The sequence below is a fragment of the Amycolatopsis ultiminotia genome, from assembly GCF_039536925.1.
Taxonomy (GTDB): Bacteria; Actinomycetota; Actinomycetes; order Mycobacteriales; family Pseudonocardiaceae; genus Amycolatopsis; species Amycolatopsis ultiminotia.
The window spans coordinates 242,075-254,913 of sequence record NZ_BAAAZN010000003.1 but is presented as its reverse complement, the minus strand read 5'-3'; the positions used below and the strand labels follow the sequence as shown (position 1 = coordinate 254,913).

Annotated in this window: 10 protein-coding genes; 4 read left to right on the top strand and 6 right to left on the bottom strand. The window is 67.8% G+C overall.

The features are described 5' to 3' along the window. Nucleotides 1-23: 23 nt before the first annotated feature. From gyrB to dnaA, 6 genes are all read right to left on the bottom strand, one after another. Nucleotides 24-1,991: a DNA topoisomerase (ATP-hydrolyzing) subunit B gene (gene gyrB, locus ABD793_RS08860; protein ID WP_344857468.1), complete on the bottom strand. Its 1,968-nt coding sequence runs from the start codon at nt 1,989-1,991 to the stop codon at nt 24-26. 197 nt (nt 1,992-2,188) lie between these two features. Further along, nucleotides 2,189-2,623 (bottom strand): DciA family protein, encoded by a 435-nt coding sequence (locus ABD793_RS08855; protein ID WP_425548675.1) that lies wholly within the window; start codon nt 2,621-2,623, stop codon nt 2,189-2,191. Nucleotides 2,624-3,035: 412 nt separating this feature from the next. After that, nucleotides 3,036-4,190, bottom strand: coding sequence for a DNA replication/repair protein RecF (gene recF, locus ABD793_RS08850; protein ID WP_344857466.1), 1,155 nt, complete (start codon nt 4,188-4,190; stop codon nt 3,036-3,038). Nucleotides 4,191-4,209: 19 nt separating this feature from the next. Next, entirely contained in the window at nt 4,210-5,100 is an 891-nt protein-coding gene (gene gnd, locus ABD793_RS08845; protein WP_344857464.1) for a phosphogluconate dehydrogenase (NAD(+)-dependent, decarboxylating), read from the bottom strand. 46 nt (nt 5,101-5,146) lie between these two features. After that, entirely contained in the window at nt 5,147-6,280 is a 1,134-nt protein-coding gene (dnaN, locus tag ABD793_RS08840) for a DNA polymerase III subunit beta (RefSeq protein WP_344857462.1), read from the bottom strand. A 2,101-nt stretch (nt 6,281-8,381) separates the two neighbouring features. Continuing rightward, complete coding sequence (gene dnaA / locus ABD793_RS08835; protein WP_344857460.1) at nt 8,382-10,043, bottom strand: chromosomal replication initiator protein DnaA; 1,662 nt, start codon at nt 10,041-10,043, stop codon at nt 8,382-8,384. Nucleotides 10,044-10,649: 606 nt separating this feature from the next. Between dnaA and rpmH the strand changes: the two genes are divergently transcribed. Genes rpmH through yidC form a run of 4 tightly spaced genes read left to right on the top strand, consistent with a single transcriptional unit; the run spans nt 10,650 to nt 12,834 of the window. Then, nucleotides 10,650-10,793: a 50S ribosomal protein L34 gene (rpmH, locus tag ABD793_RS08830; RefSeq protein ID WP_344857458.1), complete on the top strand. Its 144-nt coding sequence runs from the start codon at nt 10,650-10,652 to the stop codon at nt 10,791-10,793. A 21-nt stretch (nt 10,794-10,814) separates the two neighbouring features. Beyond that, nucleotides 10,815-11,246, top strand: coding sequence for a ribonuclease P protein component (gene rnpA / locus ABD793_RS08825; protein ID WP_344857456.1), 432 nt, complete (start codon nt 10,815-10,817; stop codon nt 11,244-11,246). A 6-nt stretch (nt 11,247-11,252) separates the two neighbouring features. Next, nucleotides 11,253-11,582 (top strand): membrane protein insertion efficiency factor YidD, encoded by a 330-nt coding sequence (yidD, locus tag ABD793_RS08820; RefSeq protein WP_344857454.1) that lies wholly within the window; start codon nt 11,253-11,255, stop codon nt 11,580-11,582. Nucleotides 11,583-11,586: 4 nt separating this feature from the next. Next, nucleotides 11,587-12,834, top strand: a complete 1,248-nt coding sequence (yidC, locus tag ABD793_RS08815; protein ID WP_344857452.1) for a membrane protein insertase YidC — start codon at nt 11,587-11,589, stop codon at nt 12,832-12,834. The last annotated feature ends 5 nt before the right edge of the window (nt 12,835-12,839 follow it).

The following is a 12,839-nucleotide window of genomic DNA, read 5'->3' as shown; positions in this document are numbered from 1 at the left end:
GGCAGATCGGTTTCGGGGGACGCCTACACGTCCAGGAACCGCACGTCCTTGGCGTTGCGGGTGATGAACGACCGGCGGGACTCGACGTCCTCGCCCATCAGCACGGAGAACAGCTCGTCCGCCTGTGCCGCGTCGTCGAGCGTGACCTGGCCCAGCAGCCGGTTCGCCGGGTCCATCGTGGTCTCCCACAGCTCCTCGGCGTTCATCTCGCCGAGACCCTTGTAGCGCTGGATCGCGTCGTCCTTCGGCAGCTTCTTGCCTGCCTCGACGCCGGCCTGGATGACCGCGTCCCGTTCCTTGTCGGAGTAGGCGTACTCCGGATCGGCCCGCGGCCACTTGATCTTGTACAGCGGCGGCCGCGACAGGAACACGTGGCCGTGCTCGACCAGCTGCGGCATGAACCGGAACAGCAGGGTGAGCAGCAGCGTGGTGATGTGCTGGCCGTCGACGTCGGCGTCGGCCATCAGCACGATCTTGTGGTAGCGCAGCTTCGCAAGGTCGAAATCATCGTGGATGCCGGTGCCGAGCGCGGTGATCAGCGACTGGACCTCGGTGTTCTTCAGCACCCGGTCGATGCGCGCCTTCTCGACGTTGATGATCTTGCCGCGGATCGGCAGGATCGCCTGGTACATCGAGTCGCGGCCTTCCTTGGCCGAGCCACCTGCCGAATCGCCCTCCACGATGTAGAGCTCGCATTCGCCAGGATCGTTGGAGCGGCAGTCCTTGAGCTTGCCGGGAAGGCCGCCGATCTCCAGCGCACCCTTGCGGCGGACCAGATCCCGCGCCTTGCGCGCAGCGAGCCGGGCCTGCGACGAGGAGATCGACTTGTTGATGATCGTCTTCGCCTCGGCGGGATTGCGCTCGAACCAGTCCGTGAGCCATTCGTTGGACTGCTGCTGCACGAACGTCTTGGCCTCGCTGTTGCCGAGCTTGGTCTTGGTCTGTCCCTCGAACTGCGGCTCGGACAGCTTGATCGACACGATCGCGGCGAGCCCCTCACGCACGTCGTCGCCGGTCAGGTTGGCGTCTTTCTCCTTGAGCAGCTTCTTCTCGCGCGCGTACGCGTTGACCACGCGGGTGAGCGCGGCCCGGAAGCCCTCTTCGTGGGTGCCGCCCTCGTGCGTGTTGATCGTGTTGGCGAAGGTGTACACCGACGGCGTGAACCCGGTGTTCCACTGCATCGCGACCTCGACCTCGAGGCCGGTGCCCTTCGCGTCGAAGGAGATCACGCTGGCGTGGATCGGATCCTTGCTGCCGTTGATGTGCTTGACGAAGTCCTCGAGCCCACCCGGGTAGCAGTAGACCTTCTCCTTGACCCTGGCCTGCTTGCCCTCGGCGTCCTGCTCGGCCTCCTCGTCGGCCACCCGCTCGTCGCGCAGCGACAGGGTGAGGCCCTTGTTGAGGAACGCCATCTCCTGCAGCCGGCGCGAGATGTTCTCGAAGTTGTAGGTGGTGGTCTCGAAGATCTCCGAATCGGCCCAGAAGGTGATCGTGGTACCGGTCTCGGTGGCCGGGCCGAGGTCCTCCAGCGGACCGGGGATCTGGTCGGTGTACTCCTGACGCCAGCTGCGGCCGCCGACTTTGATCTCGGCCAGCAGTTTCGTGGACAGCGCGTTCACCACGGACACCCCGACGCCGTGCAGGCCGCCGGAAACCGCGTAGGAGTCGCTGTCGAACTTGCCGCCCGCGTGCAGGATGGTGAGCACGACCTCGAGGGTCGGCTTCTGCTCCTTCGGGTGCAGATCGACCGGGATGCCACGGCCGTCGTCCACGACCCGCACCCCGCCGTCCGCGAGCAGGGTAACCTCGACCTTGGTGGCGTACCCCGCCATCGCTTCGTCCACGGAATTGTCCACCACCTCCTGGACGAGGTGGTGCAGACCGCGTTCACCGGTGGAACCGATGTACATACCGGGACGCTTGCGGACCGCTTCGAGGCCTTCGAGCACGGTGATCGACGACGCGTTGTACTCGCTCTTGTTCTCTGTCACCGGCGTTGCTTCTCCTCGTCTCGCCCGAGCGGACGCTCGCTACTTCACCAGTGTACTTGCCCACCCGCGCTCACATGCGGCAAGGACACCTCTCAGTGGGTCACAGAGGCGCGAAATCACCCTCGACCGACTCATCTCGTAACCGGCTCATCGTCACGCGGTCCTCGGGGAAATCACCCGGCCGCTCGCAACCCAGGTCAACCGTACGTGTCACGGGGCCCCCGGCCGGGGACGTGTCGCGGCCCTTTTCGCCAGCTCGGGGCGGTCGGACCCTGGATCCGCATCCGCTTCACCACGCCGTGCCCGACGCCCGCGGCGATCTTCGCGAGCAGCTTCCCCTGCAGCAACCGCAGCTGCGTGGCCCACGCGGTGGAACTCGCTCGCACGGTCAGCTCGCCGTCTTTGAGTGCCACCGGCTGGGCGTGTTCGGCCACTTCCTCGCCCACGAGGCGGGCCCACTGCCCGAAGACGCGCGCGTTCGTCATCGTGTCCCGCCAGCCGCTGTCGGTGATCAGCCGGGAGACCAGGCGACCGAGCGGCTGTGGGTCGCGCTGGTCGGCACCCGGGCCGGACCAGCGGCGACGGCGTGGGTGCTGTGCCGCGCCCCCGCCACCGATCCGGCCACGGCGCAGATTGGGCGGGCCGCCGCGTTCCTTTGCCTTCGCCTTGGCCGCTTCGAGTGCGGCGTGCGCGAGGTCCCGTCCGGACTGCTGGTCCCCGGGCTGTCCGCCGGATTGCTCCCCGGACTGAGGCCGGGGGCGGTCTCCCGGCGGATTTCCTCCCGACTGGTTCCGGGGTCGGTCTCCGCGGTTGTCCCCAGCGGCTGTCCCGTTCGGCCCAGCGGCGTTGTCACGGTCGGTGACCACGCGCGGCGAAGTGCCTGGACGTCGTTCGGCTCGGGAAGTGTCAAGACGTCCATCCGGCCGGTTGGTCACCCGCGGCGATAACGCGGCCACAGGTTTATCCACACTGTCCACAGGTTTGTCCCCAGATTGGTGGGTGGTCGGTGTGGCGCTGGTCACCCGACGTGGTTGCGCTGGTTGTTCAGTCACGCTTCACCTCACCGTCTGCCACCGTGAACCGGACTCCGGTCAGCTCCCCGGGTACGTCCTCGTCGACCGCCGCTGTGATGAGCACCTGTTCGGCGCCCGCGGCGACCTCCGCGAGCCGCGCCCGCCGTTTGCGGTCGAGCTCGGCAAACACATCGTCCAGCAAGAGGACCGGTTCCCCGGCTTCGGCACGCAGAAGTTCGTAACTCCCGAGCCGCAGTGCGAGTGCGAACGACCAGGACTCGCCGTGACTCGCGTATCCCTTCGCCGGCGCTTCGCCGAGGATCAGCTCCAGCTCGTCACGGTGCGGGCCGACCAGGCTGATCCCGCGCTCCAGCTCGTTGCGTCGTACGTCGGCCATCGCCTTCAGCAGCAGCTCACGTAGCATTTCCGGCTCCGCGCGCTCGCCCCCCGGCACACCGTAGGAAGGCGGCAGTGCTTCACCCAGCGAAGAGCGGTACGCGATCTTCACCGGACGCGAGTCCGGGGCAACGCCCATGTACGCGTCGGCGGTGTACGGCGCGAGGTCAGCGATCAGGTTCAACCGTGCCGCGAGCAGTTGCGCACCCGCGACCGACAGGTGGTCATCCCACACGTCGAGCGTCGACAGTGCGTACGGGTCTTCGCGGCCCGTACGGCGTTTGCCTGCGGTCTTGAGAAGCGCGTTGCGCTGCTTCAGCACCTTCTCGTAGTCCGCGCGAACCCCGGCATACCGAGGTGCACGAAGCACCAGCAGTTCGTCCATGAACCGACGGCGTTCACTCGGATCTCCGCGGACGAGCGCGAGGTCCTCCGGAGCGAACAGCACGGTACGCAGAATGCCGAGCACGTCGCGTGGCTTGCCGACCGCGCCACGGTTGACCCGGGCACGGTTGGCGCGACCGGAAGTGATTTCGAGCTCGACCGTCAGCTCGCGGTCGTCGTTGACCACCGCGACGCGAACGAGCGCGCGCTCACACCCATGACGCACGAGCGGCGCATCCGTCGCGACCCGGTGCGAGCCCAGGGTCGCGACGTAGCCGACCGCTTCGAGCAGGTTCGTCTTCCCCCGGCCGTTCTGGCCGACGAGCACGACCGGGCCCGGTTCGAGGGCGAGGTCGGCCTGTGGCCAGGACCGGAAGTCGGTGACCTGAAGATGTCGCAGATACACGGGCGAGGACCGCGGGAGGCTAGCTCCCGGCCTTCTTCACCGAGTGCCCGCCGAACTGGTTGCGCAGCGCGGCGACCGCCCGCATCGCGGCCGAATCCTTCTGCCGCGAGGAGAACCGGGCGAACAGCGCGGCCGAAAGCACCGGGGCGGGCACCGCGTGGTTGACCGCCTCCTCGAGCGTCCACCGGCCCTCGCCGGAGTCCTCGACGTAACCCTCGAGGTCGTCCAGGTCCGGGTCCTCGTCGAGCGCGCGGACCAGCAGGTCGAGCAGCCACGAGCGGACCACGGTGCCGCGCTGCCAGCCCTTGATCACGGCAGGCACGTCGTCGACCACGTTCGACGCTTCGAGCAGTTCGAAGCCCTCCGCGTAGGCCTGCATGATGCCGTACTCGATGCCGTTGTGGATCATCTTCGCGTAGTGCCCGGCCCCGACGGAACCGGCGTGCGAGAAGCCTTCTTCGCGCGGACCTTCCGGACGCAGCGCGTCAAAGATCGGCATCGCGCGCGCGACCTCGGACGCGCCGCCACCGACCATCAGGCCGTAACCGTTGTCCTTGCCCCACACACCGCCGGACACACCGCAGTCGAGGTAGCCGACCTTGTTTGCTTCGAGCAGCTCGGCGTTCAGCTTGTCGTCGCTGAACTTCGAGTTGCCGCCGTCGATCACCAGGTCACCCTCGGCCAGCAACTGCCCCAGCTCGACGATGGTCTGCCGGGTCGGATCACCGGCGGGCACCATGATCCAGACAATCCGCGGACCGTCCAGCTTGGACACCAGATCGGCCAGCGACTCGGAGTCGCTCACATCCGGGTTGCGGTCGTAACCGACCACCTCGTGCCCGGCGGCGCGCAGCCGCTCGCGCATGTTGAAACCCATCTTGCCCAGGCCGACCAGACCCAGCTGAACCATGAGATCCCCTTAGGTAGTAACGAAATCCGCGGCGGTTGGCGACCGGTCAGCCCGGCAGCCGCACCGGCATGAGCAGGTAGAGGTACCCGGGGACGACGTTGCCCTCGGCGTCCGCGGGCTTGATCAGCGCGGGACGGTTGGGGGTGGTGAAGGTCAGCTCGGCCCGGTCGCTGTGCAGTGCGCCGAGCCCGTCGACGAGATAACCCGGGTTGAACGCGATGGTGACCGGCTCGCCCTCGTAGCCGACCTGCAGCTCTTCCTCGGCGCTGCCCTCGTCGTCGCCGCCCGCGGACAGCCGGAGGCTGCCGTCCCCGAACTCCAGCCGCACCTGGGTGCCGCGCTCGGCAACCAGCGACACACGCTTGATCGACTCGGTGAGCGCGCCGACCTCGATCACCGCGCGCGAGGTGTGGTTCGCGGGCAGCAACTGGCGATACGGCGGGAACTCGGCGTCGAGCAGCCGCGTGGTGGTGTACCGGCCGGCCCCGGACAGGCCGAGCAGGCCGTCCCCGCTGGCCAGTGCGAGCTTCACGGTGGCGCCGGAGCTGCCGAGCGTCTTCGCGGCCTCGGCGAGGGTGCGTGCCGGGACGAGCACCGCGGCATCGGACAGACCCTCGGCGGGCTTCCAGGTGAACTCGCGCATGGCGAGCCGGAACCGGTCGGTGGCGACCAGCGTGAGCGATTCGCCGGAGATCTCCAACCGCATGCCGGTGAGCATGGGCAGCGTGTCGTCCTTGCCCGCCGCGGTGACCACCTGGGTCACCGCCTGGCCGAAGACGTCGCCGGGCAGTTCGCCCGCGTAGGCAGGCTGGGACGGCAGCTGCGGGTAGTCCTCCACCGGCATGGTCGGCAGGCTGAACCGGGCACTGCCGCAGGTGATGGTGGCGCGGGCGCCGTCGACGGAGATCTCGACCGGCTGTGCGGGCAGCGCCTTGGTGATGTCGGCGAGCAGACGGCCGGAGACGAGCAGCCGCCCGCCGTCGGCGATGGTCGCGGGGACGCCGACGGTTGCAGACACCTCGTAGTCGAAGCCGGAGACGGTGAGCGCGTCGGATTCGCCGTCGGCACCCGCGTCGAGCAGGACTCCGCCCAGCACCGGCACCGGCGGCCGGGACGGGAGGCTTCTGGCCACCCACGCGACGGCGTCGGCGAGCCCGTCGCGCTCGACGCGGATCTTCATGCGCGCATCCTTTCGGCAACCGAGCCCCGCGGCTCGTGAAGGGGTCGGCGGGGCTTCGGCCTGGAGTGCGCGTCGTGAGACGAGCGAGACCGGGTCCCCACCGGTCCGGCCTGCCCCACGAGTGGGACGGACCAGGTGCAGGCATCCACGTTAGGCCGTCGCCAGGGGTCCCGTCACCTCGGCCTCCCCTTGACTTTGTCGACAAGGCGACAGCGCTTCCGGCTTGTCCCCAACTTCGTCCATCGCCTGTTTTTGTTCTGTTCTCCCTCTTAAAAGATTGAAGAGCAGTAGCAGTAATAGGGGCTGTGGGTTGTGTGGATAGAGCTCGTTCGCGCTGGTCGTCCCGGTCGCGGGGATGTGGAGAGCCCTGGTGGTGGATCGGTGGACAGATCGGGCCGTCCGTGGATGGTTTCCGCCCCTCGTCGATTCGTCCACAGCCGGGCCTAGTTGTCCCCATGGTTGTCCCCAGCTGTGAGGCGAGTTGTACCCAGGCGATGTGGGTCTCCGGAGCGGTCCGAATCGCCCTGGTGAGTGACGGACCACAACTGGGGACAAATTGTGGGCAACCTGTGGAATCCACGTGGACAGCGTTGGGGACAACCTGTGGATTCGGTGTGGGTGCAATGTGGATGAAAATCTGTTCGGCCTGTTGATCGATCCGTTGGCGCTGTGGGCAAACTACCCACACCCTGGGGAAATCTCCTTGTGTATCAATGAGTTTCGGCGCGTGTCGTTTGGTCGCGTACGGGCGTGTACGCAGCTTCGCGCACACAGCGGTCGCGAAGGCGTTGCGAGGAAAGAAAAGCGCCTTCGCAGCGAGTCGAGTTGCGACAGTGACGCGTCAGCCTTTGCGACGGTGACGCGTGGGTTCTGCGACGGTGACGCGTGGGTTCTACGGCGGTGACGCGTGGGTTCTACGGCCGTGATGCCACCGCTTGGCAAGCCGATGCACGCACTACGACCGGAACGGACTTCGCCAACCGGCCGGCATTGGCGCGACCGACGCTTTCGTGGATGCGGCCCGTCCCCATCCATGGGAGATGTCACTGACCCCGGCCCCCACGAGGCCGCCGGCCGGCTTTACCGGCCGCTGGAGATCACCCGGAAACTGAGGTACTCCCGCCGGCCCGCGCACCTCACAGGCTCGGTGGGCGCCGCACCTGCAGAGCAACGCACCCGCTGACCGGCAGGCGTGACGCCTCGGCAATGCCGCTGACCGCTGGGCGTGGTCGGCCCGGCAACGCCGCTGACTGCCGGGCGTGGTCGGCCCGGCAACGCCGCAGACCGCCGGGCGCGGTGGCCCGGCAACGCCGCTCACTGCCGGGCGTGGTTGGTCCGGCAACGCCGCTCACTGCCGGGCGTGGTTGGTCCGGCAACGCCGCAGACCGCCGGGCGCGGTGTTCCGGCAACGTCACTGATCGCTGAGCGGGGTGCCTCGGCAAGGTCGCTGACTGCCGGGCGTGGTCGGCCCGGCCACGCCGCTCACCGCTGGGCCTAGCGCCCGCCAACGGCCCACCCCGGCTCCTCTTGTACTCGGAGCGTGTGACGCCATGTCGACAGCGCTACCTGGCTTTGACGCCAAGTCGACACCTCCGCCGACTCTGGTGCCGTTCCGTCGATGCCGGTACTACCCGCCCCGGAGCCGCTCGCTGCCGGTGTCGCTCGCTGCCGGTGTCGCTCGCTGCCGGTGTCGCTCGCTGACGGTGTCGTTGGACGATGCCACTGCGGCGTTGCCGATCCGACAGCGGTGCCGATCCAGCGGGACTACTGATCCGGCGAGACTACCGAGGCTGCGTTTTCGAGACGCTCGTGATGCTGAGGCAGTGCTACTTCGGCAACGTTGCCGATCTGGCAACGCTCACCGAAATGCCGGTGCCTCTCCGCCGGCTCCGATGGTGCTCCCGGGATTGCTCGGGCGGGCCGCAGCTGTCCCGGTGGTTCCGATGACTCCGCGGAGCCGCGGGCCGCGTGGGCTGCAGGGCCGTGGGCTGAGGGGGCCGTGGGCTGCAGGGCCGTGGGCTGAGGGGGCTGCAGTGCCGTGGAGCCGCACGGACTGAGGAGCCGCGGAGCCAGTCGGGCTGAGGGACTGCGGCTACCGCAACTACTGCCGAGCCCGCTGCTTGATGCGCGAGGTCAGTTCCTGGACCTGGTCGTAAATCCGGCGGCGTTCGGCCATTTCCTTGCGGATCTTCTTGTCCGCGTGCATCACCGTGGTGTGGTCGCGGCCGCCGAAGGTCTGGCCGATCTTGGGTAGTGACATGTCGGTCAGTTCGCGGCACAGGTACATCGCGATCTGCCGGGCGGTCGCCAGCGCTTTCGTCTTGCCGGGGCCGCACAGGTCCTCGAGGGTCACGTCGAAGAACTCGGCGGTGACGCCCATGATCGTCGGCGCGGTGATCTCCGGGGCATGCGAGTCGGGAATCAGCTCGCGCAGCACGACCTCGGAGAGGCCGACGTCCACCGGCTGCTGGTTGAGCGAGGCGAAGGCGGTGACGCGGATCAGCGCGCCTTCCAACTCGCGGATGTTCGCCTCGACCCGGGAGGCGATGAACTCCAGTACGTCGCCGGGGACCGCGAGCCGATCCTGTGCTGCCTTCTTCCGCAGGATCGCGATGCGGGTCTCCAGATCAGGCGGCTGGATGTCGGTGATCAGGCCCCACTCGAACCGCGTGCGCAGCCGGTCCTCCAGTGTCTCCAGCCGCTTGGGCGGCCGGTCGGAGGACACGACGATCTGCTTGTTCGCGTTGTGGAGGGTGTTGAACGTGTGGAAGAACTCCTCCTGCGTCCCTTCCTTGCCCTCCAGGAACTGGATGTCGTCGACGAGCAGGATGTCGATGTCGCGGTAGCGCCGCTGGAAGGCGACCTTGCGGTCGTCACGCAGCGAGTTGATGAAGTCGTTGGTGAACTCTTCGGTGGACACGTACCGCACGCGCATCCCGGGGAACAGCCGTTGTGCGTAGTGCCCGACCGCGTGCAGCAGGTGCGTCTTGCCGAGTCCGGACTCACCCCAGATGAACAGTGGGTTGTACGCGCGCGCCGGCGCCTCCGCGACGGCGACCGCGGCGGCGTGCGCGAACCGGTTCGACGCGCCGATGACGAACGTGTCGAGGGTGTACTTCTCGTTCAATTTCGTCTTCGATGTCTGTGGTTGTGCGGGTGCGGTGTAGGGCTGCCCGGCGATCGGCTGACCGGAGAACGTGGGCCAGATCTCGTGCACCGCGGCGAGGGCCTCGCCCTCCTCGTCGACCTCTTCCTCGGCGTCGTCAGAGTCTTCCTGAGACGTCTCGGGTCGCGACGGCGGTAGACCATTGCCGTCGGCGGGCGGCCGCGGCGAGACCACCTGCGACTGGTTCTCCGAGCGCACGGCCTCCGCCCGACCGTTGTCCGAGCGTGCGCCATCGGGGTGGACGGCCTCCGCGGCGGAGCCGTCGAAGTGGCCGTTGGTGTCGTTTTCCACCCGCGAGGGGGACGGCACATAACGGGGTGCGGGTGAAACGGCCTCCGCGCTGTCCACCTTCACCGCGAGCGACACCGGACGACCGAGGCGACGGGAGAGTGCGTCGGTGATCGAGGTGCGCAGCGCACGTTCGATCGCTTCCTTCGCGAAATCACTCGGGGCTGCCAGCAGCGCGGTCCCGTCCAGCAGGCCGATCGGCCGGGTGACGCGCATCCAGGCCCGCTGCTGCGGGGACAGGGTGCCGTCGGACAGCTCCCGCACCACCTGCTCCCAGATGACGCCTAGATTGTGCTGGTGCTCGGACACCGGTCTGGCTCCCCTCCCCTCGTCGGCGTGTACGGCGAGATCACCCAAGCACGCCCCGACCACTCCCTCGAGCGTCATACTGGACCGATCCGCACGACGGCACAGCGATATCCACATAGTTGTCCACAGCTGTGTACTAATGTACGGCGGTCCGCAGCCACGCCACCTGCGGGCTCGATCTTCTCGCCGGGCGCCTCCACACCCCGTGGCGCCGAGCGGCGACGATGACCTGGCGTCCACCCCGTCCGGCAGCCTGAGAGAGGCACGCTAACAAGCCCCGGTCATTGCCACAAGGCGTGGTGTCGCGCAAGCATTTCACGGTGTACGGCGTGTTGCCATTCGGTGTCGTGCGTGCCGGTGCCCAGCCTGAGCCGCTGGTCGCGGTGCGTGTGCGGAGGGGGTGGCTGCACGTCTCACGACCGGGGTGCGTACCCTCGTAAGGTCTCCCGTAAGCGACGGGTGCGTTTCGCGTGCCCACGTTGTCGTCGCTCGTCGTGACGAGGCCACACGTTGGTAGGAGACACCAGAGACTGCCGTGCGACCCGCACGACATGCCGGGCGCCGGGAAACTGACCGTCGCTCGACGGCCGAGACACAGGAGAAGCAGTGAGCAAGGGCAAGCGCACCTTCCAGCCGAACAACCGTCGTCGCGCGCGGACCCACGGTTTCCGTCTGCGCATGCGCACTCGCGCGGGCCGGGCCATCCTGGCGGGCCGCCGTCGCAAGGGCCGCGCCGCGCTGTCCGCCTGATCCGGCTCGCCGAGACGCGCCGTGCTGCCCGCTGCTGCACGTCTGCGGCGGAGTGAGGACTTCCGGGTCGTCCTCCGCCGAGGGTCCCGGGCAGGCAGGCGCCGTCTCGTCGTCCATGCGTTGACCACGGACCCGCCCGTGGCCACACCTGCTGTGGCCAGGGCGGGTTTTGTGGTGAGCAAGGCGGTCGGCAATTCGGTCGTCCGGCACCGCGTGACCCGGCGGCTGCGGCACCTCGTTTCGGCCCGGCTCGGAACACTGCCCCCCGGCAGCTCGTTGGTGGTACGGGCATTACCTCCGGCAGCGTCCGCGTCAAGTGCGGAACTGGGCGCCGATCTCGACGCGGCATTGCGTCGGCTCGATCTTGCACCGGCCGATCGACAGGCCGGGGATGGTGCTCCCCGGCAGCCGCGTCAGCAGGGCGCGGGCCACGATCACGGATCAGCGGTGTAAACGGCCATGCAAGCCACCCCCGAGCACGACGCCACTGAAGTCACCGCGGAAGCGAAGCCTCCCCGTCCCGGACCGGTCGCGTGGGTACTGCTCCTGCCCGTCAAGTTCTACCGCAAGGCGATCTCGCCTTTCTTCCCGCCGGCTTGCCGGTTCTACCCGAGCTGCAGCGCGTACGCAGTCGAAGCCCTGACCCGCCACGGTGCGGCCCGCGGCTCCTACCTCGCGCTGCGCCGGCTCCTGCGTTGCGGCCCGTGGACCCCGCCCGGCCGCGATCCGGTCCCCGAGAAGTTCTCGTGGCGACACCACCGCATGCCTGAAACACCGATCGAGGAGTAGCTCAGTGCTCGATTTCATCTACTACCCCGTGTCCTTCATCCTGTGGTGTTGGCACAAGGTCTTCGGGTTCGTCTTCGGGGAATCGTCGGCGGTCGCCTGGATCCTCGGCATCATCTTCCTGACGTTCACCGTCCGCGGCATCATGTTCAAGCCGTTCGTGAACCAGGTCCGGTCGATGAAGAAGATGCAGGACTTCGCGCCGGAGATGAAGAAGCTCCAGAAGAAGTACGCGAACGACCGGCAGCGCCAGGCGCAGGAGATGCAGAAGCTCCAGCGCGAACACGGCGTGAACCCGCTCGGCAGCTGCCTTCCGATGGTCCTGCAGATTCCGGTGTTCATCGGCCTGAACCACGTGCTGCGTGCGTTCACCTTCCCGCCGCCCGGTGGCGGGGCGAAGACCGAGAACTACTTCTTCAGCCAGCACGACGTCAGCTCGTACGTGAACGCCAAGCTGTTCGGTGTCAACCTCGGCGAAGCGGTCAACAACGGGGTCGGTGCGGTTGCCGGCAATGTCGCGAACGGTGGTTGGCACTGGAACGTGCTCCCGGTCGCACTGCCGTTGATGATCATTGCCTCGATCGCGACGCACCTCACCGCGCGGCACTCGGTCGCCCGGCAGAACGCCTCGGCCACCGGTAACCCGCAGACGGCGATCATGAACAAGCTGACGATGTACATCTTCCCGTTCGGTGTGCTCGTCTTCGGCGCCTTCTTCCCGCTCGGACTGCTCTTCTACTGGCTGGCGAACAACGGCTGGACGCTTATGCAGCAGCGCCTCGTCTACACGAAGATCGACAAGGAAGAAGCCGCTCGCAAGGAGGAGGCCGCGGAGAAGCGCGCCTCGCTGGGCCCGAAGCCGGGACAGAAGCCGGCCGCTCCGAAGGTCGGCCAGAAGCCGGTACAGCAGAAGAAGAACCAGCAGTCCGGTCAGCAGCGCAAGGTGACCAAGGCGGGTTCGGCGCACGGCTTCGCGCAGACCGCATCGGCGGGCGACAAGGCGAGCGAGAAGACCTCGGGCGACAAACCTTCCGGAGGCAAACCTGCCGGAGGTAAGTCCACTGGGAGCAAGTCTGCCGGGGCCAAGTCCGGCAACAACACTTCGGCGGAGAGCGCGTCCAGCGACAAGGCGACGGCGAAGGCCGCGGACGAGCCCGCCGCACAGCAGACCGAAAACGGAGCCAAGGGAAACGGCACCGGGGTGCCCGGGCTCCTCAAAGACTCGACCAGGAAGTCGGGCCGGAAGCGTCGCTGACGCCG

Excerpts from the sequence above, each read along its gene's own strand:
- yidD (WP_344857454.1), top strand. The coding sequence starts at position 11,253 with ATGCAAGCCACCCCCGAGCACGACGCCACTGAAGTCACCGCGGAAGCG.
- gnd (WP_344857464.1), bottom strand. The coding sequence starts at position 5,100 with ATGGTTCAGCTGGGTCTGGTCGGCCTGGGCAAGATGGGTTTCAACATG.
- dnaN (WP_344857462.1), bottom strand. The coding sequence starts at position 6,280 with ATGAAGATCCGCGTCGAGCGCGACGGGCTCGCCGACGCCGTCGCGTGG.